Annotated in this window: 29 protein-coding genes and 1 pseudogene; 14 read left to right on the top strand and 16 right to left on the bottom strand. The window is 63.3% G+C overall.

Annotated features, from left to right (window positions below; all coding sequences use genetic code 11):
* Positions 1-22 precede the first annotated feature (22 nt).
* On the top strand, positions 23-475 hold the full coding sequence (locus E8Q40_RS00145; protein WP_137042485.1) for a hypothetical protein: 453 nt from the start codon (positions 23-25) through the stop codon (positions 473-475).
* Here the strand turns inward: E8Q40_RS00145 and E8Q40_RS00140 are convergent.
* On the bottom strand, positions 472-1,086 hold the full coding sequence (locus E8Q40_RS00140) for a 2-hydroxychromene-2-carboxylate isomerase (protein WP_137042484.1): 615 nt from the start codon (positions 1,084-1,086) through the stop codon (positions 472-474). The genes E8Q40_RS00145 and E8Q40_RS00140 overlap by 4 nt on opposite strands.
* An 80-nt stretch (positions 1,087-1,166) precedes the next feature.
* Between E8Q40_RS00140 and E8Q40_RS00135 the strand changes: the two genes are divergently transcribed.
* The 5 genes from E8Q40_RS00135 to E8Q40_RS00115 all read left to right on the top strand — a co-directional run bounded on the left by E8Q40_RS00135 (position 1,167) and on the right by E8Q40_RS00115 (position 4,881).
* Positions 1,167-2,000: a phosphatase PAP2 family protein gene (locus tag E8Q40_RS00135; protein ID WP_168197702.1), complete on the top strand. Its 834-nt coding sequence runs from the start codon at positions 1,167-1,169 to the stop codon at positions 1,998-2,000.
* A gap of 87 nt (positions 2,001-2,087) precedes the next feature.
* Positions 2,088-2,408 (top strand): hypothetical protein, encoded by a 321-nt coding sequence (locus tag E8Q40_RS00130; RefSeq protein WP_137042482.1) that lies wholly within the window; start codon positions 2,088-2,090, stop codon positions 2,406-2,408.
* 173 nt (positions 2,409-2,581) lie between these two features.
* Positions 2,582-3,829 (top strand): argininosuccinate synthase, encoded by a 1,248-nt coding sequence (locus E8Q40_RS00125; protein ID WP_137042481.1) that lies wholly within the window; start codon positions 2,582-2,584, stop codon positions 3,827-3,829.
* Between the two features lie 3 nt (positions 3,830-3,832).
* Entirely contained in the window at positions 3,833-4,423 is a 591-nt protein-coding gene (locus E8Q40_RS00120) for a carboxymuconolactone decarboxylase family protein (protein ID WP_137042480.1), read from the top strand.
* Positions 4,424-4,443: 20 nt separating this feature from the next.
* Entirely contained in the window at positions 4,444-4,881 is a 438-nt protein-coding gene (locus tag E8Q40_RS00115) for a hypothetical protein (protein WP_137042479.1), read from the top strand.
* A gap of 6 nt (positions 4,882-4,887) precedes the next feature.
* On the opposite strand, the gene E8Q40_RS00110 is transcribed toward E8Q40_RS00115, so the two are convergent.
* The 6 genes from E8Q40_RS00110 to sdhC form a co-directional block, all read right to left on the bottom strand.
* The gene (locus E8Q40_RS00110) at positions 4,888-5,952 is read right to left on the bottom strand and encodes a M48 family metallopeptidase (RefSeq protein ID WP_137042478.1); all 1,065 of its coding nucleotides are present in this window, start codon (positions 5,950-5,952) and stop codon (positions 4,888-4,890) included.
* Positions 5,953-6,102: 150 nt separating this feature from the next.
* Positions 6,103-6,549, bottom strand: a complete 447-nt coding sequence (locus tag E8Q40_RS00105; protein WP_137042477.1) for an ester cyclase — start codon at positions 6,547-6,549, stop codon at positions 6,103-6,105.
* Between the two features lie 92 nt (positions 6,550-6,641).
* A complete protein-coding gene (locus E8Q40_RS00100; protein WP_137042476.1) occupies positions 6,642-7,421 on the bottom strand; it encodes a succinate dehydrogenase iron-sulfur subunit in 780 nt (259 codons plus the stop codon).
* Between the two features lie 27 nt (positions 7,422-7,448).
* Positions 7,449-9,284 carry a succinate dehydrogenase flavoprotein subunit gene (gene sdhA / locus E8Q40_RS00095; RefSeq protein WP_137042475.1) on the bottom strand — a complete coding sequence of 612 codons (1,836 nt, stop codon included), beginning with the start codon at positions 9,282-9,284 and terminating at the stop codon, positions 7,449-7,451.
* A gap of 2 nt (positions 9,285-9,286) precedes the next feature.
* Entirely contained in the window at positions 9,287-9,679 is a 393-nt protein-coding gene (sdhD, locus tag E8Q40_RS00090) for a succinate dehydrogenase, hydrophobic membrane anchor protein (RefSeq protein ID WP_137042474.1), read from the bottom strand.
* The gene (gene sdhC / locus E8Q40_RS00085) at positions 9,676-10,104 is read right to left on the bottom strand and encodes a succinate dehydrogenase, cytochrome b556 subunit (RefSeq protein ID WP_137042473.1); all 429 of its coding nucleotides are present in this window, start codon (positions 10,102-10,104) and stop codon (positions 9,676-9,678) included. The genes sdhD and sdhC overlap by 4 nt, the downstream gene beginning before the upstream one ends.
* 227 nt (positions 10,105-10,331) lie before the next feature.
* On the opposite strand from sdhC, the gene E8Q40_RS00080 reads away from it, so the two are divergent.
* Positions 10,332-11,231, top strand: coding sequence for a LysR substrate-binding domain-containing protein (locus tag E8Q40_RS00080; RefSeq protein ID WP_137042472.1), 900 nt, complete (start codon positions 10,332-10,334; stop codon positions 11,229-11,231).
* Between the two features lie 4 nt (positions 11,232-11,235).
* Here the strand turns inward: E8Q40_RS00080 and E8Q40_RS00075 are convergent, their stop codons facing one another.
* Together E8Q40_RS00075 and E8Q40_RS00070 are read right to left on the bottom strand one after the other, a co-directional pair.
* Positions 11,236-11,802, bottom strand: coding sequence for a cysteine hydrolase family protein (locus E8Q40_RS00075; protein WP_137042471.1), 567 nt, complete (start codon positions 11,800-11,802; stop codon positions 11,236-11,238).
* Positions 11,799-12,848: a MaoC family dehydratase gene (locus E8Q40_RS00070; protein ID WP_137042470.1), complete on the bottom strand. Its 1,050-nt coding sequence runs from the start codon at positions 12,846-12,848 to the stop codon at positions 11,799-11,801. Before E8Q40_RS00070 ends, E8Q40_RS00075 begins: the two co-directional genes overlap by 4 nt.
* A 247-nt stretch (positions 12,849-13,095) precedes the next feature.
* Here E8Q40_RS00070 and leuB point away from each other — a divergent pair, with 247 nt between their 5' ends.
* On the top strand, positions 13,096-14,208 hold the full coding sequence (gene leuB, locus E8Q40_RS00065; protein WP_137042469.1) for a 3-isopropylmalate dehydrogenase: 1,113 nt from the start codon (positions 13,096-13,098) through the stop codon (positions 14,206-14,208).
* A gap of 80 nt (positions 14,209-14,288) precedes the next feature.
* Here leuB and E8Q40_RS00060 read toward each other — a convergent pair whose 3' ends face one another.
* Together E8Q40_RS00060 and E8Q40_RS00055 are read right to left on the bottom strand one after the other, a co-directional pair.
* The gene (locus tag E8Q40_RS00060) at positions 14,289-14,651 is read right to left on the bottom strand and encodes a hypothetical protein (protein WP_137042468.1); all 363 of its coding nucleotides are present in this window, start codon (positions 14,649-14,651) and stop codon (positions 14,289-14,291) included.
* Between the two features lie 114 nt (positions 14,652-14,765).
* Positions 14,766-15,539: a hypothetical protein gene (locus tag E8Q40_RS00055; RefSeq protein ID WP_137042467.1), complete on the bottom strand. Its 774-nt coding sequence runs from the start codon at positions 15,537-15,539 to the stop codon at positions 14,766-14,768.
* A 137-nt stretch (positions 15,540-15,676) separates the two neighbouring features.
* On the opposite strand from E8Q40_RS00055, the gene E8Q40_RS00050 reads away from it, so the two are divergent.
* Positions 15,677-16,711, top strand: coding sequence for an aspartate-semialdehyde dehydrogenase (locus tag E8Q40_RS00050; RefSeq protein ID WP_137042466.1), 1,035 nt, complete (start codon positions 15,677-15,679; stop codon positions 16,709-16,711).
* Between the two features lie 107 nt (positions 16,712-16,818).
* Here E8Q40_RS00050 and E8Q40_RS00045 read toward each other — a convergent pair whose 3' ends face one another.
* Entirely contained in the window at positions 16,819-17,484 is a 666-nt protein-coding gene (locus E8Q40_RS00045) for a carbonic anhydrase (protein ID WP_137042465.1), read from the bottom strand.
* A 212-nt stretch (positions 17,485-17,696) separates the two neighbouring features.
* Here E8Q40_RS00045 and E8Q40_RS00040 point away from each other — a divergent pair, with 212 nt between their 5' ends.
* On the top strand, positions 17,697-19,346 hold the full coding sequence (locus E8Q40_RS00040) for a hypothetical protein (RefSeq protein ID WP_137042464.1): 1,650 nt from the start codon (positions 17,697-17,699) through the stop codon (positions 19,344-19,346).
* Positions 19,347-19,494: 148 nt separating this feature from the next.
* Here the strand turns inward: E8Q40_RS00040 and E8Q40_RS00035 are convergent, their stop codons facing one another.
* Positions 19,495-20,319 (bottom strand): DUF429 domain-containing protein, encoded by an 825-nt coding sequence (locus E8Q40_RS00035; RefSeq protein WP_246662959.1) that lies wholly within the window; start codon positions 20,317-20,319, stop codon positions 19,495-19,497.
* 16 nt (positions 20,320-20,335) lie between these two features.
* Here E8Q40_RS00035 and E8Q40_RS00030 point away from each other — a divergent pair, with 16 nt between their 5' ends.
* Positions 20,336-21,214 (top strand): CoA ester lyase, encoded by an 879-nt coding sequence (locus E8Q40_RS00030; RefSeq protein WP_137042463.1) that lies wholly within the window; start codon positions 20,336-20,338, stop codon positions 21,212-21,214.
* A gap of 78 nt (positions 21,215-21,292) precedes the next feature.
* Here the strand turns inward: E8Q40_RS00030 and E8Q40_RS21855 are convergent, their stop codons facing one another.
* A complete protein-coding gene (locus tag E8Q40_RS21855) occupies positions 21,293-21,574 on the bottom strand; it encodes a polymer-forming cytoskeletal protein (RefSeq protein ID WP_168197701.1) in 282 nt (93 codons plus the stop codon).
* 182 nt (positions 21,575-21,756) lie between these two features.
* Between E8Q40_RS21855 and E8Q40_RS21850 the strand changes: the two genes are divergently transcribed.
* Positions 21,757-22,104 carry a polymer-forming cytoskeletal protein gene (locus E8Q40_RS21850; RefSeq protein ID WP_246662960.1) on the top strand — a complete coding sequence of 116 codons (348 nt, stop codon included), beginning with the start codon at positions 21,757-21,759 and terminating at the stop codon, positions 22,102-22,104.
* A gap of 78 nt (positions 22,105-22,182) precedes the next feature.
* On the opposite strand, the pseudogene E8Q40_RS00020 reads toward E8Q40_RS21850, so the two are convergent.
* Positions 22,183-23,031, bottom strand: a pseudogene (locus E8Q40_RS00020) (CoA ester lyase).
* Positions 23,032-23,221: 190 nt separating this feature from the next.
* On the opposite strand from E8Q40_RS00020, the gene E8Q40_RS22335 reads away from it, so the two are divergent.
* Together E8Q40_RS22335 and E8Q40_RS22330 are read left to right on the top strand one after the other, a co-directional pair.
* Positions 23,222-23,557, top strand: coding sequence for a DUF429 domain-containing protein (locus tag E8Q40_RS22335; protein ID WP_255473861.1), 336 nt, complete (start codon positions 23,222-23,224; stop codon positions 23,555-23,557).
* A 35-nt stretch (positions 23,558-23,592) separates the two neighbouring features.
* A complete protein-coding gene (locus E8Q40_RS22330; RefSeq protein ID WP_168197699.1) occupies positions 23,593-23,793 on the top strand; it encodes a DUF429 domain-containing protein in 201 nt (66 codons plus the stop codon).
* 263 nt (positions 23,794-24,056) lie between these two features.
* Here E8Q40_RS22330 and E8Q40_RS00005 read toward each other — a convergent pair whose 3' ends face one another.
* The gene (locus tag E8Q40_RS00005) at positions 24,057-24,320 is read right to left on the bottom strand and encodes a hypothetical protein (protein ID WP_137042459.1); all 264 of its coding nucleotides are present in this window, start codon (positions 24,318-24,320) and stop codon (positions 24,057-24,059) included.
* Positions 24,321-24,463: the final 143 nt, after the last annotated feature.

Genomic DNA, 24,463 nt, shown 5'->3' with positions numbered 1-24,463 from the left:
AGATCATGCGCAAGAAAAACTAATGGCAATGATTGGCCGCATCTTCGTCATCTTTTTCGCCGTCGTCCTCGCCAGCATGGCGGCAGGCATTGCCATTGCCTTCGGCCTTCTCGGCACGCAGTGGAGCAGCGTTTCCGGCGATCCGGTCGAGCGCGTGTTCTTCTGGGGCACGGCCTTCATCGGCGCGACCGGCACAGGCGCGGTGAGCATCCTGCCGATGCTCATCCTCATCGCGCTCGGCGAGACCTTCAAGATCCGCTCGCTCGCGCTCAACATGCTCGGCGGCGTGGCGATGCTGATGCTTGGCTATTACGGTGCCGGCTTTGCGCCGCCATCCTATGAAGAGTCGATCGACCATCCGCCGCCGGTCGTGTCGCACGATCTGCAGATCGCCGCCGCCGCTGGCGCGGTGTTCGGGCTGGTCTACTGGCTGCTCGCCGGCCGCAATGCCGGGCGCTGGCGCGAGCGTGCCTAGCGCGGCGTGCGCGAAAGCGCCCAGTCCAGCGCATCTTCCAATCGATCATTGCCCCAGAACAGCTCGCCATCCGCGGTGATGAAGCTCGGCGCGCCGAAGATGCCCAGGCTGATCGCTTCGTCGGTCTGCTCGCGCAGGCGCAGCTTGGTGGCGTCGGATTGCGCCCGCGCTATGACATCATCGGGGGACTTGCCCAGGTCGCGAACGATCGAAGCGACCGTCTCCTGCTCGCCGATATTCTTTCTGTCTCCGAACTGCGCGCGATAGACCGCGTTGGTGAAGGCCTCGCCCCAACCTTCGTCAAAAGCGATGAGCGCGACGCGGGCCGGCAGGATCGTGTTCTGCGGAAATTGCGGCGGCTCTGAGAAAGGCAGCCCGAGCGCTCCGCAGATGCGGTCGAGGTCGCGCCACATATAGCGGCCCTTGGCCGGATAGAGGTTGAAGGGCGAGGTGGTCCAACCGTTCTGCTTGAACACCGGCCCCAGCAGAAAAGGCCGCCAGCGCAACGCCACGCCACGTGCTTGCGCGAGGCGGCCGATGCGTGCCGCGGCTGGATAGGAGTAGGTCGAGGCGAACTCGAACCAGAAATCGAGCGATGGCTGCTGCGTCATGATGGCTCATTATAGAGGGGTGGGCGGCGACTTTCCATTTTCGGCGGTCTCGGCTACAGCCTGCGGCGATGAGCAGGCTCATGGGCAGAACCGGACTTTACATCGCGCTCGGCATCGGCGTCGTGGCCGGGCTGGTGTTCGGCCTGTTCCCTGAGCTCGATATCGCCATCTCGCGCGTGTTTTATGAGCACACGATCAACGGTAACCATTTCGGCTGGCGAATCTATCCGCCGCTGATGATCGCGCGCGATGCTGGCCTCTGGGTCGGCACCATTATTATGGTTGGTGCGTTGCTTGCGCTCGGCTTCAAGCTGGTGTTTCCCAAGCGCCGCTCGCTCGTGTCGGGGCGCGCCGTGCTGTTCCTGGCCGTGACCATGGCGCTTGGTCCGGGCCTCCTTGTCAACGTGGTGTTGAAAGAAGGCTGGAGCCGGTCGCGGCCGATCGACGTGCCGCAATTGGGCGGCAGCGAGATATTTACGCCATGGTGGGATCCGCGCGGCGGCTGCGGCAGCAATTGCGCGTTCGTGTCGGGTGACGTGGCGGGCGCGGTGTGGACGATTGCACCGGCAGTGCTGGTGCCGCCGCCGTATCGCGCTGTCGCGGTCGGCGCCGCGCTGGTGCTCGGCACCGGTATGGCCATTGTGCGCATCATGGCCGGCGGCCATTTCGCCAGCGACGCAATCTTTGCCGGCGTCTTCACGTTCTTGATCATCTGGCTCGCTTATGCGGTGATCTTCCGCTGGCCGTCGACGCGCCTCAGCGAAGAAGCTTCCGAACGTCGCCTCGAACGCTTCTCCGCACGCTGGCGCCGCATGACGAACTGGTTCGGTTACCGTGTCGCGACCGAGATCGCCGGCCCGCCGACCGAGGCCAACGACGATCCCAAGGTCAAGCGCCGCTCCGGCTGGTGGTGACTTGCGCCACGCGCACTGGTATTGCGCGCCGATTGGCCTACAGTGCCGATGGCGGCAAGACGTGCCGCTTGAGCGTCGGAGGCGTCGATGGCGGAAGAGCAGGAAACCCTGCACCGCGTCCTGCAAATGAAGATCAGGGCGCTCGGCGATCCTGCGCAGGTTCTGTCTCTGGTGAAGAGCACCGCCCCCTTCTACCGCGCCCTCGGTGGCGCCCAGGTCCGCTTTTTGCAGAATGTCGACGATCCGGCGCAGTTCGTGATCGAGGTCGAGTATGAGGCAAATGCCGCCCTCGAACTCAACCGGCAGAAGATCTCCAGCGATCCGATGGTGCGCGGCTTTCTGCAGGGCTGGCGTACGCTGCTGGCCGGCTCGGCGGAAATGGACGTCTTTCAGGACGTTACCGACTAGCCGCAAAGCCTTTTAATATCAATATGTTGCGAGGGTGTCAGCGGACGTGCTGCTGGAGCCTGTCCCGTACGCTCATCGCTTGCGCCTTGCGGCAAGCGCCCTATAGTCCGCGCCAATCCTTCATTTCGGCTGGTTGCTCCACGCGCCGGCCTTATCCACGATAGGCAATGCGTATGGCGAGCGACGGCAAGAAGCGGGACATCAAGAAGGTCGTTCTGGCCTATTCCGGCGGTCTCGACACCTCGATCATCCTCAAGTGGCTGCAGACCACCTACGGCGCCGAGGTCGTCACCTTCACCGCCGATCTCGGCCAGGGCGAGGAGCTTGGCCCCGCGCGCGAGAAGGCGCTGCGCGCCGGCATCAAGCCCGAGAACATCTTCATCGACGATCTGCGCGAGGAATTCGTCCGCGACTTCGTCTATCCGATGTTCCGTGCCAATACCGTCTATGAAGGCCAGTATCTGCTCGGCACCTCGATCGCGCGGCCGCTGATCGCGAAGCGTCAGATCGAGATCGCGCACCAAGTCGGTGCCGACGCCGTCTGTCACGGCGCCACCGGCAAGGGCAACGACCAGGTCCGGTTCGAACTCGGCTATTACGCGCTCGACCCGTCGATCAAGATCATCGCGCCGTGGCGGGAATGGACCTTCAAGGGCCGCGACGAGCTGTTGAACTTCGCGCGCGACAACCAGATCACCATTACCAAGGACAAAGAAGGCGAGGCGCCGTTCTCGGTCGATGCCAATCTGTTGCACTCCTCGTCCGAAGGCAAGGTACTGGAAGACCCGGCCAAGGAAGCGCCTTCGATCGTCTATCAGCGCACCATTTCGCCGATGGAAGCGCCCGACAAGCCGACCGAAATTTCGATCGGCTTCAAGCGCGGCGATGCCGTCAGTCTCAACGGCAAGGCAATGTCGCCGGCAACGCTACTCGCCGAGCTGAACAAATACGGCCACGATAACGGTATCGGTCGGCTAGATCTGGTCGAGAACCGTTTCGTCGGCATGAAGTCGCGCGGCGTCTATGAAACCCCCGGCGGCACCATTCTGCTGCAGGCGCATCGCGCCATCGAATCGATCACGCTCGATCGCGGCGCCGCGCATCTCAAGGATGAGCTGATGCCGCGCTATTCGGAACTCATCTATAACGGTTTCTGGTTCTCGCCGGAGCGCGAAATGCTGCAGGCGCTGATCGACAAGTCGCAGGAAGCCGTCGAGGGCACGGTGCGGCTCAAGCTCTATAAGGGCAATGTCATCGTCACCGGTCGCGAGAGCCCGGCGTCGCTCTATTCCTCGACGCTCGTCACCTTCGAGGACGACAAGGGCGCTTACGACCAGAAGGACGCCGAAGGCTTTATCAAGCTCAACGCGCTGCGCCTGCGCACGCTCGGTCAGCGCAAGCGCAGCCTGAAGGGTGAATAGCCGATGCCGCTGGTCGATCCGTTGCCCGAAGATCACGACCCGGAGCTGATCGATCTGATCCAGTTCTTTCGTGGCCCGCTCGGCACCGTGCCGAACAGCGTGCTGACCATGCAGCGGAGGCCCAAAATCGCCCGCGCCTTCACCGAGCTGAACAAGGCGGTGATGGAAAATCTCGGCCGGGTCACGGCCGAGCAGAAGCGGTTGATTGGCTTTGTTGCCTCGCAGGCCGCAGGCTGCCGCTACTGCCAGGCCCATACCATCCTTGCGGCCGAGCGTTTCGGATCGACCCCAGAGCGCATGAATGCGATCTACGATTATGCGAATAGTTCGCTGTTCACCGATGCCGAGAAGGCAGCCTTCGACTTTGCGCTCGCTGCAGCCAGTGTACCCAACGGCGTCACGCCCGAAATTGCGCAGGCGCTGAAACGGCACTGGACCGACGACGAAATCGTCGAAATTATCGGCGTCGTTGCGCTCTTCGGCTACCTCAATCGATGGAACGACTCCATGGCAACGACCCTGGAGCCGATCGGCGTATCGGCCGGTGAGCGTAATTTGGTGCATCATGGCTGGACGCCGGGACGCCACGGCTAAAGTTGCGGGAGATCGAAGTCATGCACGGCGCCAGCAAACCGCACTTCGGAACGTCCGCCATCGCTCTTGTTTTGGCGTTGGCGGGACTTGCAGCCTGTTCGGGTGACGGCAAGAAAAATGCCGAGCCCGATCCGAACCTGTTCCCGAAGGACTACAAGACCGAGATCATCTACACGCTGCAGAAAGAGCTCGACGATCCGACCAATATTCGCGACGCATTCATCACCGAGCCGTTCCTGACGCAGGGTAGCCGCGAACAGCGCTATGCCGTTTGTGTGCGCAGCAATTCGCGCAACATGAACCGCGAATATACCGGTATCAAGGATCGCATCGGCTTCTTCTACGGCGGGCATCTCACTCAGTTGATCGACGCAAAGCCCGAGCAGTGCGGCAAGGCGGCCTACAAGCCGTGGCCGGAATTGCAGACCATCTGCTTCAGCGAGAAAGGCTGCAAATAAACTCGATCATCGCTGTGCGATTTCTTCGGCCGCCGCTTGCGCCGAAGATGCGCTGGCAAGAGTTTTCAGCGCCGGCTTCAACGGCAGCCCCTTGCGCCTCTTGTCCTCGATCTCGGCCGTGGTTTTCTGAATCTGCACGAAACGCACCGCCGTGATCGGATGGGTCCTGGCGTTGAGGATGCTGTGCGGGTGGACAAAGGCCATGCGCCGCCAGATGTCCTCGGTACCTTTGGTGTCGTAGCCTGCGCGAGCTGCGTAATAAGTGCCAACATAATCGGCTTCGCGTTCGAAACTGGCGCTATAAGCCAACGATCCCAGTCCGCCGAATTGCCGGCGAAAGGCGCCGCCAGTCGATACGCCGCCGGCCTGGATGCCGATATCGATCGCCGCGCCTGCCGCCGCGCCGAGAAGCGTGTTCCAGCGCTGCTTGTCGAGATGGCCGAGATTGGAGTGGGCCAGCTCATGGCCGATGACCATGGCCAGCTCGGCATCTGTCTGGGTCAGTGCCAGGAAGCCCGAGTTGATCACGATTTTCAAATCGGATGCGGACGCATTGATCGTTTCATCGACATGATACTCGACCGGGATGGAGCAGCCCATCTCCGGGGTCACCGTGACCGTGCGATCGACACCGTCGCGCCGGACGTCAAGCCGAACCGGATCGGTGCCCTTCTCGGCAATCTTGCGCCACATCCAGTTGGCCGTGCCCCATGTCGGAATGAGTTCGCCGTTGAGCGCGATGATCTCGTCGCCGGCAGCGAGGCCCGCTTTCGCGGCGGGCGAACCCTCGACGACGGAAATCGCGGTTGGCCGGCTCCAGCCGATGCTCAGCGCTTCGCTGATGTAGGACTGATACCGACGCGGCAGGCTGCGCGGCGTCGCGGCCGTGAGCCCGATCTGGGCGGCAATGCGGTCTTTGCAATCGGCGACATTGGCGGTGCGGATACGGAAGGCGACGGAATCGACGCGGTGCCGCTCGCTGTAATATTTGCGCAGCTGGGCGATCTGCTGCGCGCGCTGCTCCGCCGCCACGATGTCTTTGGGCAGGTCCGGGAGTTTTGAATCAGGCATGGCGCACGCGGCACACGCTAACGCCACAGCCCATCCGCCTTGCCGGATGATCCTACGCACCACGATCGTACCCCCGCCCCGACGGCGGAAGGCTACAAGTGGGTCTACAACCGAAGCAAGCAAAAGTTGTAATAAAAACGAACTATAGCCTCAGGCTGCATTATCCTTCAGCCGGCCGATCAGGCCGAAAATGTCACCAAGAACATAGAGATCGCGCACTTTCGGGCCGTCAAAAGTAAAGATCGGCATGCCGGTCCACCACACGTGGCGGCCGCTCGGCGGCACGCCGAATATCTCTTTGCGATGCAGGCCGTGGAAACGCATCTTGCCGCTGACCCGATCGCCTTCCTCGATCATCGCGATGATGTCGGTCGTGTATTTGTCGAAGGCACCGGTGACATAGTCGACATAGCCGGCGAATTGCTCATGGCCGACCAGCACCGGGCCGAGCGAGCCGCGGAACGTGAAGCCCTCGTGAAATATCCGCGGGATCAGGCTCTTGTCGGCGTGATCCCACATGTCTTTGTAAAAGGCGCGCACCGTCTCCTTCTGCGGAGACAGCGTGACACCGGAGAAATCGAGAGCAGGTTCATCCATAGGATCGACTTAGCGTGACGCGCCTGGCTGTGTCATCCGCAAATAAAAAGGCGCCGTTGCCGGCGCCATTTTACAGAGGTCTGGAGGAAGCCTCACACCTGCCGGTCGACCATCGCCTTCTTGAGCTGCGCGATCTGCTTGGCCGGGTTGAGCCCTTTCGGGCAGGCCTTGGAGCAGTTCAGGATGGTGTGGCAGCGATAGAGACGGAACGGATCCTCGAGATTGTCGAGGCGGTCGCCGGTCGCTTCGTCCCGCGAATCCTGAACCCAGCGGTTGGCCTGAAGCAGCGCCGCGGGGCCGAGATAGCGGTCCGAATTCCACCAATAGCTCGGGCATGAGGTCGAGCAGCAGGCGCACAGGATGCACTCGTACATGCCGTCGAGCTTGGCGCGCTCCTCGTGGCTCTGCCGCCATTCCTTCTCCGGCGCCGGCGTTACCGTGTGCAGCCACGGTTCGATCGAGGCGTATTGCGCGTAGAAGTTCTTCAGGTCCGGGACGAGGTCCTTGACCACCGGCTGATGCGGCAGCGGGTAGATCTTGATCGGCGCCTTGGCGTCGTCCATTGCCTTGGTGCAGGCCAAAGTGTTGGTGCCGTCGATGTTCATCGCGCACGAGCCGCAGACGCCTTCGCGGCAGGAGCGACGGAAGGTCAGCGTCGGATCGATGTTGTTCTTGATCCAGATAAGGGCGTCGAGAACCATCGGTCCGCAATTGTCGCGGTCGACGTAATAGGTGTCGACGTGCGGATTGGCGCCGTCATCCGGGTTCCAGCGATAGATTTTGAACTCGGTCAGATGCGTGGCGTGCGACGTGCGTTCCCACGTCTTGCCTTCTTCGACCTTGGAGTTCTTCGGCAGCGTGATTTCGACCATGTCGAGGATCCTGATTTCGCTAAGCAGCTAGTAAACGCGCGCTTTCGGTTCGACGTAGGACACATCGTTCGTCAGCGTGTAAGTGTGCACGGGGCGATAATCGATCTTCACGTTGCCCTTTTCGTCCATCCACGACAGCGTGTGTTTCATCCAGTTCTTGTCGTCGCGCTCGGGGAAATCCTCGCGCGCATGGCCGCCGCGGCTCTCGGTGCGGTTATTGGCCGACTCCATGGTGACCGTGGCCTGCATGATCAGATTGTCGAGCTCGAGCGTCTCGATCAGGTCGGAGTTCCAGATCAGCGAACGGTCGCTGACTTTCACATCCGGCATGCTGTTGTAGACGTCGTGGATGAGCTTGGTGCCTTCCGCCAGCACCTCGCCAGTGCGGAAGACGGCGCAGTTGTTCTGCATCACGCGCTGCATGTTGAGACGGAGCTGCGCGGTCGGCGTGCCGCCGGAAGCGTGGCGGAATTTGTCGAGGCGCGACAGTGCGAAGTCGGCTGAATCCTTCGGCAGGTCCGGCTGCTCCTCGCCGGGCTTGAGGATCTCGGCGCAGCGGAGCGCCGCGGCGCGGCCGAACACGACGAGGTCGATCAGCGAGTTGGAGCCGAGGCGGTTGGCGCCGTGCACCGAGACGCAGCCGGCTTCGCCGAGCGCCATCAGGCCGGGGATCACGGTGTCAGGATTGCCGTTCTTCAGCGTCACCGCTTCGCCATGATAGTTCGTGGCGATGCCGCCCATGTTGTAGTGCACGGTCGGCAGCACCGGGATCGGCTCGCGCGTCACGTCGACACCGGCGAAGATGCGCGCGGTTTCGGAAATGCCGGGCAGGCGCTCGGCGAGTACGGCAGGGTCGAGATGATCGAGGTGCAGGTAGATATGGTCCTTGTCCTTGCCAACGCCGCGGCCCTCGCGGATTTCCATGGTCATGGAGCGTGAGACCACGTCGCGCGAAGCGAGGTCCTTGGCCGACGGCGCGTAACGCTCCATGAAGCGCTCGCCCTCGGAATTGGTGAGATAGCCGCCTTCGCCGCGCGAACCTTCGGTGATCAGGCAGCCGGCCGGATAGATGCCGGTCGGATGGAACTGCACGAATTCCATGTCCTGCAGCGGCAGGCCGGCGCGCAGCACCATGCCGCCACCGTCGCCGGTACAGATGTGCGCCGAGGTGCAGGAGAAGTAGGCGCGGCCGTAGCCGCCGGTCGCCAGGATGGTCTGGTTGGCGGTGAAGCGGTGGATGGTGCCGTCGTCCATGTTCAGCGCGATGACACCGCGGCAGCGGCCCTCGCTGTCCATGATCAGGTCGATGGCGAAATATTCAATGTAGAACTCGGCATTGTGGCGCAGCGCCTGGCCGTACATCGTGTGCAGCATGGCGTGGCCGGTGCGGTCGGCGGCGGCGCAGGTGCGCTGCGCGGTGCCCTTGCCGTAATGCGTGGTCATGCCGCCGAACGGACGCTGGTAGATCTTGCCGTCTTCCTCGCGACGCGAGAACGGCAGGCCCCAATGCTCAAGCTCGTACACGGCGGCCGGCGCGTTGCGGCACATGTATTCGATCGAGTCCTGGTCGCCGAGCCAGTCGGAGCCCTTGACCGTGTCGTACATGTGCCAGCGCCAGTCGTCCTCGCTCATGTTGCCGAGGGCGGCGGCGATGCCGCCTTGCGCCGCGACGGTGTGCGAGCGCGTCGGGAACACCTTGGAGATACAGGCGGTGCGCAGGCCCGCTTCCGAGCAGCCGACGACGGCGCGCAGGCCCGAGCCGCCGGCGCCGACGACCACGACGTCGTATTTGTGATCCTCGATCGGATAGGCGCGGCCGTTGATGGCGGGACCGCCGTTCATCTTGCCGTTACTGTCAGCCATCGTCAGACTCCGAAAGACATTTTGAGGATGGCGAATGCCGAGGCGAGGCCGATGGCCACGCAGAAGAAGGTATTCAGCATCAGGCTCAGGAACTTGTATTTATCGTCGTGGACGTAATCGAGGATGATCTCCTGCATGCCGATCCACATGTGATAGACGCTGGTCAGGATGAACAGCAGCATCACAATGGCGACGAGCGGAGAGCCGAGGATCTGCACCGCGGCGGCGTGACTGCGGCCGAGCAGCGAGATCAGAATGACGATCAGCGCGATCGTCAGGAAGATGCCGGCAAAGCCGGTCAGCCGCTGATGCCAGAAGTCGGTCGTGCCGGAACCGGCGGGACCGAGGCCGCGAACGCGGCGCGTAGGCGTGCGCATATCGTGCTGCGGGTTCATCGCGGGCCTCCGACGGCGAGATAGCCGATTACCCAGACCACCAAGGTCAGAACGACGGAGCCGACCAGGGTCGCGACAGTGAGCCATTCGCGCTCGGCCGGCTCGAAGCCGTGCAACGTGTCCCAGATCAGGTGGCGGATGCCGCCGAGCATGTGGTGCAGCAGCGCCCAGGTGTAGCCGAACAGGACGACCCGGCCGATGAAGGAGCCGATGAAGGCCTCAAAGGTCGCGTAGGCGTTCGGGCCGGACGCCGTGGCGATCAGCCACCAGGCGAGCAGCAGCATGCCGAAATAGAGCGCAGCGCCGGTAATGCGATGGACGATGGACATCGTCATCGTCAGCATCGGCCGGTAGATCTGCAAATGGGGGGAAAGCGGTCGGGAACGTCGCGACGCCGTGCCGGCGCCAGCCTTGAGCTCGGCCATGTCTTTGTCTCCTCGCACCGCCGTAGCCCCGTCGGCGGTCGCGGACGGTTGGTTAGCCAAACTGCAGATTTACCGCAACGCACTAGGTGCGCCCGGTTCCGCTTGTTTGGAGCTGGACCAAGTTAAACTTCTTCAATCGCGAAACTAAACCGGCTAAATTGCCCCGATCAATCTGTGTTTCGCGTAGCAAGCCTTCGCGAAAAAAGAAGGATAGCCGGAAAGGGGCCATGCGCTACGACTTCACCGATCTGAGCCTGTTTCGGCACATCGTCGAGGCCGGCAGCATTACCCACGGTGCCGAGCGCATGAATCTGGCGCTGGCGGCGGCCTCGACACGCATCAGAAAACTCGAAGAGGCCTTCGGCGCGGAGCTGCTGACGCGCGGCCGCCAGGGCGTGGCGCCGACCCAGGCTGGGCGCACCCTGCTCCAGCACGCCCGTACCATCCTCGAGCAGTCGGAGCGGCTGCAGGAGGATCTCGGCGTCTATGCTGGCGGCCATGCCGGCCAGGTGCGGGTGCTGTCCAATACCAATTCGCTGACCGAGTTCCTCCCCGAAGCGCTTGGCAGTTTCCTCGCCGCGCATCCGAACATCAGCGTCGACATCGAGGAGCGGCTGTCGGACGAAATCGTCGGCCTGATCGCCGAGGGCGTCGGCGACATCGGCATCGTTGCCGGCACCGTCGATGCCGGGGGGCTGACCACGTACCCCTTCCGCAGCGATCGCTTCGTGCTGGTGGTGGCGCGCGGCCATGAACTGGCCAAACGCAGCAAGACCAGTTTTGCCGAAACGCTCGACTACAATTTCGTCGGTATCGACCGCGCCAGCGCCATCCAGCGATTCCTCGCCAGCAAGGCCAGCCAGGCCGGACGGACCTTGCGGCTGCGCGTGCAATTGCGCTCGTTCGATGCCGTGTGCCGCATGGTGGAGAACCATGTCGGCGTCGGTGTTGTGCCTCTCACCACGGCGCGCTGGGCGGCCAAGACCATGGCGATCCAGGTCGTCGAACTCACCGATCCGTGGGCTTTGCGCAATCTGTCGATCTGCCTGCGCGACTACAAGGCGCTACCGCCTTACGCACGGCAACTCGTCGATCATCTGCGGGAGGCGAGACGGGAGAGTACGTGATGCGTCAGGCTCTCGCCGCCGCGATGAGTGCGCGCGTGTCCGTCACTTCAGCGTATTCGCCATTCATCACGGCCAGCGAAAGCTGATGGACGTCTTCAGCGGGCCAGCGGCGGCCCGTGAGATCGGTGACATCGACCGACCAGCAGGCGTCGGCGGCCAGCAGGATTCGGAAGCCGAGATTGCCGCCGTGGCGAACCGTGGCTTCCACGGAATTATGCGTCAGTACACCGCAAACGACGATTATGGTCGCGCCAGCCTGTCGCAACATCGCCTCAAGCGGTGTGCCGACGAAAGCGGAATTGGCCGATTTTCCAATGACCGGTTCGCCGTCCAGTGGCGCCGCTTCGGTCTTGAAAGGATGGCCTTTCGTGCCGGGTGTGTAAGGCGAACCCGGCTCAACGGAGTCGTGGCGGACGTGAAACACCGGCATGGCCGCGTCTCGCCATGCCGCGAGCAGTGCCGCAATCTTCTGCTCGGCGTCGGGATTGTTGCGTGGCCCCCACTTCGGGTCGTCAATGGCCAGCTGGGCATCGATGATAACGAGGGCTGTCCGCGGGTGCAGAGCGGTCATCGCGGCATCAACACCCAATAGTCGAGGTCGAGAATGACCGCCGGGTCGTACTCGTTGCCGATCTTGTAGGGGAAATCGTCGCAGGGTTTGTCTTTCGTTGCGACGGTGCGCAGGCGCAGCGCGCCGACATCGTCACGGCCGTGCAGTTCGGCCTTGTCGAGCACTTCGCTCCAGGCAAACACCGTCAGGCCGGCCGTCAGTGGCGCGACATGCCGGCCGCCATTGATGGCGGCGACGTGGAAAGCATTGCCGAGGCCGTTGAACGACAGCGCACGCGCCAGCGAGATGGCGTGACCGCCATAGATGAGCCGACCACCGAAGCGGCCCTTGCTCTCGGTGAAATGATCGAAGTGGACGCGCGCGGTGTTCTGATAAAGTCGAGTCGCTATCATGTGCTCGGCGTCTTCGACGGTGATACCCACGACATGGTCGATCCTGTCGCCCTTGGCGTAATCGCCGGAGCGATGCGGACTGCCGGCGAGTTCGGTGTCGTAGAGGTCCTTATTGATGATCGGGCAGCCATTGCCGAGCGCGCCGACGTCGACGCAGCCGGGTAGTTCGGGCACGATCTCTTCAGGCGCGGGCGCCTTCTCGTCGCGTTTGCGTACCATCACCCAGCGCACATACTCAAGTACGGTGGCGCCATCCTGATCCAGCCCGCGCGAGCGCACATAGACGATGCCGGTCTTGCGGTTGGAGTTCTCCTTGAGACCGATGACTTCCGATGTCGCGCTCAAGGTCGCGCCGGGATAGACAGGCTTGAGGAAACGGCAATCGGCATAGCCGAGATTGGCCACGGCATTGAGCGAGATGTCCGGCACCGTCTTGCCGAACACCATATGGAAGACCAGGAAGTCGTCGATCGGCGCGCGCGGATAGCCGATCTTGGCAGCAAAAGTGTCGGCTGACTGCACGGCAAAACGCGATCCGAAAAGGCCGTTGTAGAGCGCAACGTCGCCGAGCGTGACCGTGCGTGGCGTGGCGTGGCGGATCTGCTGGCCGAGCTTGAAATCCTCGAAGAAATTGCCGGAATTTGTTTTGGTCACGAAATGACTCCTCTGGTCACGCTGCGGCGCAACACTAGCAACATTTCACCCGCGCGCCCATCATCGCAAAGGCGAGCGGCGATCTCCTGTCGAGGCGCCGCGTTATCGGCGGCCGAGTGGGCGAAATCGACCTTGCTGCTCGCCGCAGCCTCATAATCCGGGTAGCAGTCTGCCCGCCGCCGTGTCTTGCCAAGCCCGCCGCCGCCGTCTAGCAAATCCGCGCATTCCTGAAACGGCGAGGCGTTCAATGGCGACCCACAATCTGCTCCTGCTGCCGGGCGACGGCATCGGTCCCGAAGTGATGGCCGAGGTGAAGCGGCTGATCGAGTTCTTCAACAAAAAGGGCCCGCACCGTTTCGCTTTCGAGGAGGGCCTGGTCGGCGGTGCGTCCTACGATGCGGACAAGACCTCGATCAGCGACGCCACCATGGAGAAGGCCAAGGCCGCCGACGCCGTGATTTTCGGCGCCGTGGGCGGCCCGAAATGGGCCGATGTGCCCTACGAGGCGCGGCCCGAAGCTGGCCTCCTGCGCCTGCGCAAGGATCTCGATCTCTACGCGAACCTGCGCCCCGCCGTGACCTATCCGGCGCTCGCCGACGCGTCCTCGCTCAAGCGCGAACTGGTCGAAGGCCTCGACATCATGATTTTGCGCGAGCTCACCGGCGGCGTTTATTTCGGCGAGCCGAAGACCATCACCGATCTCGGCAACGGGCAGAAGCGCGCCGTCGATACGCAGGTCTACGACACCTATGAGATCGAGCGTATCTCGCGCGTCGCCTTCGAACTGGCGCGCAAGCGCAAGAACAAGGTGACGTCGATGGAAAAGCATAACGTCATGAAGAGCGGCGTGCTCTGGAAGGAAGTCGTGCAGCAGACGCACGACCGCGAATTCAAGGACGTGACGCTCGAGCACCAGCTCGCCGACTCCGGCGGCATGCAGCTCGTGCGCAATCCGAAGCAGTTCGATGTCATCGTTTGCGACAACCTGTTCGGCGACATGCTTTCGGATATCGCGGCGATGCTCACCGGCTCGCTTGGCATGCTGGCCTCGGCCTCGCTCGGCGAGATCGATCCGAAGACGCAAAAGCGCAAGGCGTTGTACGAGCCGGTGCATGGCTCGGCGCCGGATATCGCCGGCAAGGGTATCGCCAACCCGATCGCGATGATCGCGTCCTTCGGCATGGCGCTGCGCTATTCGTTCGATATGGGCAAGGAAGCCGACTTGATCGACAAGGCGATCGCGGCTGTGCTCGACAAGGGCGTTCGCACCGCCGACATCGCGACCGCGGGCGAAAAGGCCGTGAGCACATCGGAGATGGGCTCGGCGATTCTCGCCGAGATGGAAGCGCTGTCGGCCTGATCTGCTTCGGCCATGCGGTGCGACAATAAAAAACGCGGCCCCGGTGGGCCGCGTTTTTCATTTGCGCAGTACGCGAAGAACTAGAATTTCAGCCAGGGACCGTTGCGGCCGGAATCCCACGGACCCGGCAGCGGCAGCTGATTGGTGCCGCCGACCGTGTTGTCGAGGACGCCGGTTGCCCGATGATTCGGGTTCTGCGCGTAGTCGAGATCGTGGCGGCTGCCCGGCAGGACTTCGGTGCCCGGATCGAGATAGGAGCGCTTTTCGATGATGATGCGGGTGCGGGTCTTGCCGTCCTCGCCACGCGTCACGACGACGGTATTGTTCCGGTTCGAATAGGTCCGCTGGTTCGATTGAGCATCCGCCGGAGCCGTCAGCGTCAGCAGGGCGACGGCAGTTGCGCAGGTGACCGCGCAGGTCGCGGCAATGAATTTCAGGTGCATTTTCCGGATCCTCAACCTATTCCCATTTGAAGGCACTCTAGCCGTGTTCGGTTCGGCTTGGTAGGGCGAAAAAGCCACAGACAACGGCCGGCTTTCAGCCTTGGCTGCAGTGTCTCAGCGCGGGGGCGGCGGGCCCATTTCCAGCGCCTTCCACAGCGCCCGGTACTTTGGTGTCGGCGTCATCAGCGGATCGCGCTGGCCGCAGAAGGAGCGGTTGAGTTCGGCATGGGCGAATAGCGCGCCGATCTTCGGCTCGCTGCCGGCGTAAAGCAGCGTCAGCCGGTCGAGCGCGCAGGACAAGGTGCTGTCCGCGATGAAGCTCTCGCCCTGGCAGAAGCGGCCGGAGATCTGCAGCATCGGATCGTCATAGCTGCGCACGAAGCCAAGGCAGAAATGCTGCGCGCCTTGCGATGTTTCAAAGCGTGCCATTGCGAGCGGACCGAACTTGGTTGCCAGCGGCTCAGTCGCCGGCGTGACGTTGACCGGACCGAGTGCGGCGGCGTCAGTGACGATGGTCTCGACAGGGGGTGCAAAGCGGGCGATCTCGCTGCCAGCGCGGTAAATGGTCACCTCGAGATAAGGCGTCAGAGCGTCCGGATCGCCGAGACCGAGGATGTCCTTGCGGCCGTCGCCGCTGCGGTGGCGGCGGATGGTGTAGCTCTCGGGCTGGCCGGCCGCTTCCGGTATGGACAAGGCAAATGCGGGGAAGGGCCTGTCGACTGTGATCCAGTCCGATCGATCAACGGCAGCGATGGGAGGTGTCAGCGGCGTTGATCTAAACAGCGCCGCGGCGCCAATGGACAACAGCGTCAGACCACCCACATAAGCCATCAGCCGGACCGCTTGGCCGGGCCATTCGTCGCGCCAGGAATGCAGGGCCGGATGCATGGTCGAGCCTCGCGGGCTACGGAAATAGCGCTTTTGCCTCTGGTACCGTTGTCAGAAAGCGCATTCTCGCCTAGAAGCGCTGCCAACCGGTTGCTGTGGATCAAGCCAGACCGGGGAATTTTTTCGGAGAGTAAACAATGGGTTACAAGGTCGCCGTGGTGGGCGCCACCGGCAATGTGGGGCGCGAAATGCTCAACATTCTGGATGAGCGCAAATTTCCCGCCGACGAAGTCGTCGCGCTCGCCTCGCGCAAGAGCGTGGGCCAGGAATGCTCGTACGGCGACAAGACCCTGAAAGTGAAAGCGCTCGATCACTACGATTTCTCCGACGTCGATATTTGTTTGATGTCGGCGGGCGGCGCCGTGTCGAAGGAATGGTCGCCGAAGATCGCGGCGCAAGGCGCGGTGGTGATCGACAACTCGTCGACCTGGCGCATGGATCCGGACGTGCCGCTGATCGTTCCGGAAGTGAACGCGCATGCGCTCGACGGCTTCCGCAAGAAGAACATCATCGCCAATCCGAACTGCTCGACGGCGCAGCTCGTCGTCGCGCTCAAGCCGCTGCACGACAAGGCGAAGATCAAGCGCGTGGTCGTCGCGACCTATCAATCGGTGTCGGGCGCCGGCAAGGATGCGATGGACGAACTGTTCTCGCAGACCAAGTCGGTGTTCACGCTCGACGAAGTGCAGAACAAGAAATTCCCGAAGCGCATCGCCTTCAACGTCATTCCGCAGATCGACGTCTTCATGGAAGACGGCTACACCAAGGAAGAGTGGAAGATGGTGGTCGAGACCAAGAAAATTCTCGACCCCAAGATCAAGCTAACGGCCACCTGCGTTCGCGTGCCGGTGTTCGTGTCGCATTCGGAAGCCGTGAACATCGAGTTCGAGAACCCCATCACGGAAGATGAAGCACGCGATATCCTGCGTTCGGCGCCGGGCTGTCTCGTCATCGACAAGCGCGAGCCGGGCGGTTACGTCACGCCGTATGAAGCGGCGGGCGAGGATGCGACCTATATCAGCCGCATCCGCACCGACCCGACGATCGAGAACGGCCTCGAAATGTGGGTCGTGTCCGACAACCTGCGCAAGGGCGCGGCGCTCAATGCGATCCAGATCGCCGAAGCGCTTATCAACCGCAAGCTTCTTCAAGCGAAGAAAAAGGCGGCGTGATAAGGATGTCGTCCCGGGCGAGCGTCAGCGAGGCCCGGGACCCATAGCCAACACGCTATCGAGAGGACGCGGCGTATGGGTCCCCGCCTTCGCGGGGACGACCTGTATCAAAACCCCGGGCTCTTGAACGGCGCATCGGCAGGCTCGATCCGCACGAATTTCTTCTGCGCCGGGTCGTAAACCGATAGGTCGCCGGTGGCGACGCCGAAATAGGCGGCGTGAAGCTGCAGCTTGCCGCGCTCGACCAGGATGCTGATGCACGGAAAGGTCATCAGGTTGTCCAGGGTGGACACCGCCGCCTGCTGCTCAAGCGCCGTGAGATATTCGGTCATGCCGCGATCGCCACGCGGTCCAACCACCTTGGCCGCCGGTTCGAGAAGCTCGATCCAGCGGCCGATGAAATCGCCGGGCGAGAGCGGCGCCGCTTCCTCGGCATAGGCGCGGATGCCGCCGCACTGGGCGTGGGCGAGCACGACGATGTGTTTGACGCGCAGCGCCTGCACCGCGAATTCGAGCGCGGCCGAGACGGCGCGCTGGGCCCCGTCCGGCGTGTAGGGCGGCACCAGATTGGCGATATTGCGGGCGACGAAAAGTTCGCCCGGTCCGGCATCGAAAATGGCCTCCGGCGCGACCCGCGAATCGCAGCAGCCGATGACCATGATTTCCGGGCTCTGGCCGATTTCGGCGAGTTGGCGGAAGCGGTCCTGCTCGGATTTGAGCCGGCCGCCGGCAAAGGCGCTGTAACCCTCGATCAGGCGTTGCGGGAAGCTCATGGACGTCTCCTGGGCGTCTCCTGGAACGGGCGTTTGCCTCTCATATAGGCGCGGGCGAGGCAACCCGGTGCGACGATCTGCCGGCCGCCGCTGCCGCACCGGCACGTCGGGTTCCATCAGGCCCTTCGTAACTATCTTCTGGCAGGCTCCGCATTCATCGCGTGTTCAGGTCGATTGGATCACTGGTAGCCTCGCATCAGGCTCAAATTCACATGCTGTCACCAACCAGGCCGGATAACGCCGAGCCGACCATTGCGCGTCACCGCTCGCACGGCTTTTCCGGCGGACAGATCGTCGTGCTGTTCGCGGCGTTTACGCTGCTGATTTCGATCCCGGTCTGGACCCATCCGCTGCCGCCGCTGTCGGACTACGTCAATCATCTCGCGCGCATGCAGGTGCTGGCGACGCTCGACAAGAATCCGCGGCTGGCCGAGTTCTACCAGATCAACTGGCAGGTGATCCCGAACCTGACCATGGACTTTATCGTGCCATGGCTGGCGCGCGCGGGCGTGAACATCTACGTCGCCGGCCAGATCTACATGGTGGCGATGTTCGCGCTGATCATCTCGGGGTCGCTGGCGCTCAACCGCGCCCTGATCGGCCGCTGGTCGACGACACCGCTGTTCGCGTTTCCGCTTCTGTACAACTACGTCTTCCTCGTCGGACTGATGAATTATCTGTTCGGCATCGGCATCGCGCTGTGGGCGATGGCCGGCTGGGTGGCGCTGCGCGATCGTGCTTGGCCGTGGCGCTACCTCTTGTCGGCGGCGAGCGTGCCGCTGCTGTTCTTCTGCCATCTGTCGGCGCTCGGTGTGTATGGCATCGGCATTCTGTCTTACGAAGTGCTGAGGCTCTGGGATCGGCGCGGCGCGACTTCTCGCGATAAAGGTTGGCCGGCGCGCATCGCCGAGTTCGTCTGCGGCGGTCTGCCGTTCCTTGTCGCCGCGCCGCTGCTGTGGGCTAGCCCGACCTTGGGGCTGGCCGGCAACGTCTACTGGGAGCAGCGCGGCAAGATCGACGGCCTGATGTATGTCATCGCCGACTACTCGGACATCGCGGCTTTTCTGATCGTCACTGTGCTCGGCGCCTCCATCGTCTGGGCGGTGCGCCATCGCGTGCTGCGCTTCCACCCGTTGGTCTATGTGCTGCTGCTGGTCGCCGGCGTCATTTATCTGGCGTTGCCACGCGTGATGTTCGACACCTACATGACCGACCAACGCGTTCCGATTGGCGTCGCCTTCATGATTTTTGCATGCGGCGATCTCGAGCTGCGCCGCCGTCTGGTACGTCGCGGCTTCATGATCGTGCTTATCGTGCTGATGGCCGCGCGGCTGATCGAGATCGACTACAACTGGACGCAGCTTTCGGACACGACGAGTCAGCTACGCGCCTCAGTGAAGCGCATTGCACCCGGCTCGAAGGTGTTCGTCTCTTATTCCGACCGGTCGATGGGCGACGACGTGCGCGATCTCGGCCTCGTTCATGCGGCCTGTATGGCCACGATTGAACGCTCGGCGCTGGTGACGACCTTGTTCACGGTGCCGGGCAAGCAGATCGTTCACGTCAAGCCGGCCTACGAGGATTACGCCGACATTCATGACGGCACGCCGCCGTCGGTGGCGCAGCTCATCGTCGCCGCCGAGCAGCCGCAGCCGGGCACGCCGGCTTTCTGGCTGAACTGGACCAAGTTCGATTATCTCTATGTCTTGTTCACCGAAGACGATGCGCCCAATCCCTATCCGTCGCACCTCAAGCTTGTCGCCGACGGCGACCGCTTCCAGCTCTACAAGATCATCAAACCGGGCGAGACGACGGATCGCCAGCCGCAGTATCCAGGACGGTATACGGTAGGCGCGCGCTAAGCTTCCCTCCTTTCACCTCTCCCATAGGGAGAGGTCGGCACGCGTTAGCGTGCCGGGTGAGGGGTTACAAACTCATGGATTCACTTGCCCCCTCACCCCAACCCTCTCCCCCGAGGGGAGAGGGAGCGCGCCGAGTTTGACGCAGGCGTTACGCCCAGATCGCCATCGGCAAGCCGTGCTCGTCGCGCGGCGGGTTCTCGGGCCAGGATCGCGCTTCGCGCCGGAACAGGCGTCGAGCCGTGATGAGGCAGGCGAGCGCGTCGATCAGATCGTCGTCGCTGGCGCCCTTCGGGGCTTTCATTGCCGCCACGCTTTCGTCAATGCCGGCGCGCACTAACAACGCGCGCCGCAAATCGAGCCCCGGCGGATACACCCGGCTCTTCACCTTCTTCGGCAGTTCAAGCGGCGCGCCGTCATTCATCATCACGAAGGCCAGCTCGGGGTGGGTCTCGAACACGCGCCCCACATGATCGTCGTACGCGCGCAGGAAAGCGTCGACCTCAGTTACCTTGTCGAGAATGTAGAAGCCCTGTTTGGCAAAGCCCTTGCTGTCGTCCGAGGTTTCGCGTGCAACGGCGCAGGCGGCGAAAAAGCGCTCGCGCGCATCTGCGGGCTCGGGCGCCACGCTGGCCTCGACGGCACGGCGCGACGGAATGCGGAACACACTCGATCGGCGCTCGCCGAGCAGCGCCCGCGCTTCGCGCTCGGCCAATCGACCGCCGGCCGGGCTTTGCTCGGGGAGGCCGATCGGCATGTCGACGGCGATGATGGCCGGCCGCTCATCGCCGAAGGCGACATCGGCAAAGCGCTTTACGATGCGCGGCGGCAGGATCACGCCGTCCGGCCGGGCGAATACCGCGAGCCAGGCGCCTGGGCAGCCGTCGACGCCCGCGAGCCATGTATCGTCTTTGGTCGAGATCATCGCCATGACAGTGGCATGCACCGCGCGTGGACGGTAGGGTCGGGTGTTCATTGAAATGGGGTTCCACATGACCATCCGTCCGCGCCGCAGTGTCCTCTACATGCCCGGGTCGAATGCCCGCGCGCTGGAGAAGGCGAAAACCCTTCCCGCCGACGGCGTGATCCTCGACCTTGAGGACTCGGTCGCCCCCGACGCTAAGGAGGCGGCGCGCAAGCAGGTTGCCGACGCGGTGAAGGCCGGCGGTTTCGGCGCCCGCGAAGTCATCATCCGGACCAATGCCGTCGATACGCCGTGGCATGCCGAGGACCTTGCGGCCGCGGCACAGGCGGCGCCGGACGCGATTCTCATCCCCAAGGTGCAGTCGGCCGAGACGCTGGAGATGATTGGCCGGCGCCTGCTCGATATGCATACCCCGGCGAAGACGCGGGTCTGGGCCATGATCGAGACGCCGCTCGCCATCTTCAACATTCTGTCGATCGCCGCCGAGGCCAAGGATTCCGAAGCGCGGCTGTCCTGCTTCGTGCTCGGCACCAATGATCTGGCCAAGGATACGCGGGCGCGGCTGGTGCCTGGCCGGGCGCCGATGCTGCCGTGGCTGACGACCGTGATCGCGGCCGCGCGCATCTACGGCGTCGAAGTGCTCGATGGCGTCTACAACGATCTGAGCAATGCCGAAGGCTTCGCCGCCGAATGCCAGCAGGGTGTCGAGCTCGGCATGGACGGCAAGACGCTCATTCACCCGAACCAGATCGAGCCGTGCAATAAGGCGTTTTCGCCGAGCGAGGCGGAAGTCGAATGGGCGCGCAAGATGATCGCGGCCTTCGATCTGCCGGAGAACAAGTCCAAGGGCGTGGTGTCCATTGACGGCCGGATGGTCGAGCGCCTTCACGCCGAAATGGCACGGCGCACCGTGGCCATCGCCGAAGCAATTGCCGTGCGCGGATGAATTTCGGGTCACATCCAAACGAAAAGGCGCGGGGTGATCCCGCGCCTTTTGATTTCCTCGGAGCCGATGTGGCCGGACTTAGTAGTTCGACGTCTGGCCGTTCGGCAGTTCGCTGTTCATATTGCCGCCATCGTGGGTGGCGTGACCGTTGCCGCCATTCGCATAGGCATAGGCGGTGGTGGTCGGCTGTTCCGGCACCAAGGCCGGGGTCGACGGCTTCACGGCGATCTGGTCGTCCAGCGGCGCTTCGACCGGCTGCGACAGCCGGCGGGCGACGCCCTCGAAATTTGCGTTCTGGTCGATTGCCAGCGAGCGGTTATAAACCTCGCCCTCGACCATGGCGGTCGATTGCAGCTTCACGACATTGCCTGAATGGTGCCCTTGAAGGTGCCGTCGATGATGACATCCCCTGCGGCGCGGACATTGCCCTCGAATTGGCGCCCTTTACCGGCAACATCGTTTCCCCGGCGGCGTGCAGGTGGTTTGGCCGCGTCGTGGCGCCCGCGCATCTGGTGGTCGCAAAGGCGCCAATATCGAGGGCAATGTCCGCGCGCAGGATGTCATCATCCGACGGCACCTTCAAGGGCACCATTCACGGCAATGTCGTGAAGCTGCAATCGACCGCCATGGTCGAGGGCGAGGTTTATAACCGCTCGCTGGCAATCGACCAGAACGCAAATTTCGAGGGGCGTCGCCCGCCGGCTGTCCGCAGCCCGGTCGAAGCGCCGCTGGACGACCAGATCGCCGTGAAGCCGTCGACCCCGGCCTTGGTGCCGGAACAGCCGACCACCACCGCCTATGCCTATGCGAATGGCGGCAACGGTCACGCCACCCACGATGGCGGCAATATGAACAGCGAACTGCCGAACGGCCAGACGTCGAACTACTAAGTCCGGCCACATCGGCTCCGAGGAAATCAAAAGGCGCGGGATCACCCCGCGCCTTTTCGTTTGGATGTGACCCGAAATTCATCCGCGCACGGCAATTGCTTCGGCGATGGCCACGGTGCGCCGTGCCATTTCGGCGTGAAGGCGCTCGACCATCCGGCCGTCAATGGACACCACGCCCTTGGACTTGTTCTCCGGCAGATCGAAGGCCGCGATCATCTTGCGCGCCCATTCGACTTCCGCCTCGCTCGGCGAAAACGCCTTATTGCACGGCTCGATCTGGTTCGGGTGAATGAGCGTCTTGCCGTCCATGCCGAGCTCGACACCCTGCTGGCATTCGGCGGCGAAGCCTTCGGCATTGCTCAGATCGTTGTAGACGCCATCGAGCACTTCGACGCCGTAGATGCGCGCGGCCGCGATCACGTCGTCAGCCACGGCAGCATCGGCGCCCGGCCAGGCACCAGCCGCGCCCGCGTATCCTTGGCCAGATCATTGGTTGCCGAGCACGAAGCAGGACAGCCGCGCTTCGGAATCCTTGGCCTCGGCGGCGATCGACAGAATGTTGAAGATGGCGAGCCGGGCGTCTCGATCATGGCCCAGACCCGCGTCTTCGCCGGGTATGCATATCGAGCAGGCGCCGGCCAATCATCTCCCAGCGTCTCGGCCGACTGCACCTTGGGGATGAGAATCGCGTCCGGCGCCGCCTGTGGCCGCGGCCGCAAGGTCCTCGGCATGCCACGCGCGTATCGACGGCATTGGTCCGGATGATGACTTCGCGGGCGCCGAAACCGCCGGCCTTCACCGCGTCGGCAACCTGCTTGCGCGCCGCCTCCTTAGCGTCGGGGGCGACCGAGTCCTCAAGGTCGAGGATCACGCCGTCGGCGGAAGGGTTTTCGCCTTCTCCAGCGCGCGGGCATTCGACCCGGGCATGTAGAGGACACTGCGGCGCGGACGGGATGGTCATGTGGAACCCCATTTCAATGAACACCCGACCCTACCGTCCACGCGCGGTGGCATGCCACTGTCATGGCGATGATCTCGACCAAAGACGATACATGGCTCGCGGGCGTCGACGGGCTGCCCAGGCGCCTGGCTCGCGGTATTCGCCCGGCCGGACGGCGTGATCCTGCCGCCGCGCATCGTAAAGCGCTTTGCCGATGTCGCCTTCGGCGATGAGCGGCCGGCCATCATCGCCGTCGACATGCCGATCGGCCTCCCCGAGCAAAGCCCGGCCGGCGGTCGATTGGCCGAGCGCGAAGCGCGGGCGCTGCTCGGCGAGCGCCGATCGAGTGTGTTCCGCATTCCGTCGCGCCGTGCCGTCGAGGCCAGCGTGGCGCCCGAGCCCGCAGATGCGCGCGAGCGCTTTTTCGCCGCCTGCGCCGTTGCACGGCGAAACCTCGGACGACAGCAAGGGCTTTGCCAAACAGGGCTTCTACATTCTCGACAAGGTAACTGAGGTCGACGCTTTCCTGCGCCGCGTACGACGATCATGTGGGGCGCGTGTTCGAGACCCACCCCGAGCTGGCCTTCGTGATGATGAATGACGGCGCGCCGCTTGAACTGCCGAAGAAGGTGAAGAGCCGGGTGTATCCGCCGGGGCTCGATTTGCGGCGCGCGTTGTTAGTGCGCGCCGGCATTGACGAAAGCGTGGCGGCAATGAAAGCCCGAAGGGCGCCAGCGACGACGATCTGATCGACGCGCTCGCCTGCCTCATCACGGCTCGACGCCTGTTCCGGCGCGAAGCGCGATCCTGGCCGAGAACCCGCCGCGCGACGAGCACGGCTTGCCGATGGCGATCTGGGCGTAACGCCTGCGTCAAACTCGGCGCGCTCCCTCTCCCCTCGGGGGAGAGGGTTGGGTGAGGGGGCAAGTGAATCCATGAGTTTTGTAACCCCTCACCCGGCACGCTAACGCGTGCCGACCTCTCCCTATGGGAGAGGTGAAAGGAGGGAAGCTTAGCGCGCGCCTACCGTATACCGTCCTGGATACTGCGGCTGGCGATCCGTCGTCTCGCCCGGTTTGATGATCTTGTAGAGCTGGAAGCGGTCGCCGTCGGCGACAAGCTTGAGTGCGACGGATAGGATTGGCGCATCGTCTTCGGTGAACAAGACATAGAGATAATCGAACTTGGTCCAGTTCAGCCAGAAAGCCGGCGTGCCCGGCTGCGGCTGCTCGGCGGCGACGATGAGCTGCCCACCGACGCGGCGGCGTGCCGTCATGAATGTCGGCGTAATCCTCGTAGGCCGGCTTGACGTGAACGATCTGCTTGCCCGGCACCGTGAACAAGGTCGTCACCAGCGCCGAGCGTTCAATCGTGGCCATACAGGCCGCATGAACGAGGCCGAGATCGCGCACGTCGTCG

The sequence above is a fragment of the Pseudolabrys sp. FHR47 genome (genome assembly GCF_005153485.1).
Taxonomy (GTDB): domain Bacteria; phylum Pseudomonadota; class Alphaproteobacteria; order Rhizobiales; family Xanthobacteraceae; genus Pseudolabrys.
Note: the sequence above shows the minus strand (reverse complement) of the source record. Positions and strands in the feature narration are given on the sequence as shown.

Excerpts from the sequence above, each read along its gene's own strand:
- E8Q40_RS00145 (WP_137042485.1), top strand. The coding sequence starts at position 23 with ATGGCAATGATTGGCCGCATCTTCGTCATCTTTTTCGCCGTCGTCCTC.
- E8Q40_RS00140 (WP_137042484.1), bottom strand. The coding sequence starts at position 1,086 with ATGACGCAGCAGCCATCGCTCGATTTCTGGTTCGAGTTCGCCTCGACC.
- E8Q40_RS00135 (WP_168197702.1), top strand. The coding sequence starts at position 1,167 with ATGGGCAGAACCGGACTTTACATCGCGCTCGGCATCGGCGTCGTGGCC.
- E8Q40_RS00130 (WP_137042482.1), top strand. The coding sequence starts at position 2,088 with ATGGCGGAAGAGCAGGAAACCCTGCACCGCGTCCTGCAAATGAAGATC.
- E8Q40_RS00125 (WP_137042481.1), top strand. The coding sequence starts at position 2,582 with ATGGCGAGCGACGGCAAGAAGCGGGACATCAAGAAGGTCGTTCTGGCC.
- E8Q40_RS00120 (WP_137042480.1), top strand. The coding sequence starts at position 3,833 with ATGCCGCTGGTCGATCCGTTGCCCGAAGATCACGACCCGGAGCTGATC.
- E8Q40_RS00115 (WP_137042479.1), top strand. The coding sequence starts at position 4,444 with ATGCACGGCGCCAGCAAACCGCACTTCGGAACGTCCGCCATCGCTCTT.
- E8Q40_RS00110 (WP_137042478.1), bottom strand. The coding sequence starts at position 5,952 with ATGCCTGATTCAAAACTCCCGGACCTGCCCAAAGACATCGTGGCGGCG.
- E8Q40_RS00105 (WP_137042477.1), bottom strand. The coding sequence starts at position 6,549 with ATGGATGAACCTGCTCTCGATTTCTCCGGTGTCACGCTGTCTCCGCAG.
- E8Q40_RS00100 (WP_137042476.1), bottom strand. The coding sequence starts at position 7,421 with ATGGTCGAAATCACGCTGCCGAAGAACTCCAAGGTCGAAGAAGGCAAG.
- sdhA (WP_137042475.1), bottom strand. The coding sequence starts at position 9,284 with ATGGCTGACAGTAACGGCAAGATGAACGGCGGTCCCGCCATCAACGGC.
- sdhD (WP_137042474.1), bottom strand. The coding sequence starts at position 9,679 with ATGAACCCGCAGCACGATATGCGCACGCCTACGCGCCGCGTTCGCGGC.
- sdhC (WP_137042473.1), bottom strand. The coding sequence starts at position 10,104 with ATGGCCGAGCTCAAGGCTGGCGCCGGCACGGCGTCGCGACGTTCCCGA.
- E8Q40_RS00080 (WP_137042472.1), top strand. The coding sequence starts at position 10,332 with ATGCGCTACGACTTCACCGATCTGAGCCTGTTTCGGCACATCGTCGAG.
- E8Q40_RS00075 (WP_137042471.1), bottom strand. The coding sequence starts at position 11,802 with ATGACCGCTCTGCACCCGCGGACAGCCCTCGTTATCATCGATGCCCAG.
- leuB (WP_137042469.1), top strand. The coding sequence starts at position 13,096 with ATGGCGACCCACAATCTGCTCCTGCTGCCGGGCGACGGCATCGGTCCC.
- E8Q40_RS00060 (WP_137042468.1), bottom strand. The coding sequence starts at position 14,651 with ATGCACCTGAAATTCATTGCCGCGACCTGCGCGGTCACCTGCGCAACT.
- E8Q40_RS00055 (WP_137042467.1), bottom strand. The coding sequence starts at position 15,539 with ATGCATCCGGCCCTGCATTCCTGGCGCGACGAATGGCCCGGCCAAGCG.
- E8Q40_RS00050 (WP_137042466.1), top strand. The coding sequence starts at position 15,677 with ATGGGTTACAAGGTCGCCGTGGTGGGCGCCACCGGCAATGTGGGGCGC.
- E8Q40_RS00045 (WP_137042465.1), bottom strand. The coding sequence starts at position 17,484 with ATGAGCTTCCCGCAACGCCTGATCGAGGGTTACAGCGCCTTTGCCGGC.
- E8Q40_RS00040 (WP_137042464.1), top strand. The coding sequence starts at position 17,697 with ATGCTGTCACCAACCAGGCCGGATAACGCCGAGCCGACCATTGCGCGT.
- E8Q40_RS00035 (WP_246662959.1), bottom strand. The coding sequence starts at position 20,319 with ATGAACACCCGACCCTACCGTCCACGCGCGGTGCATGCCACTGTCATG.
- E8Q40_RS00030 (WP_137042463.1), top strand. The coding sequence starts at position 20,336 with ATGACCATCCGTCCGCGCCGCAGTGTCCTCTACATGCCCGGGTCGAAT.
- E8Q40_RS21850 (WP_246662960.1), top strand. The coding sequence starts at position 21,757 with ATGTCCGCGCGCAGGATGTCATCATCCGACGGCACCTTCAAGGGCACC.
- E8Q40_RS00005 (WP_137042459.1), bottom strand. The coding sequence starts at position 24,320 with ATGACGGCACGCCGCCGCGTCGGTGGGCAGCTCATCGTCGCCGCCGAG.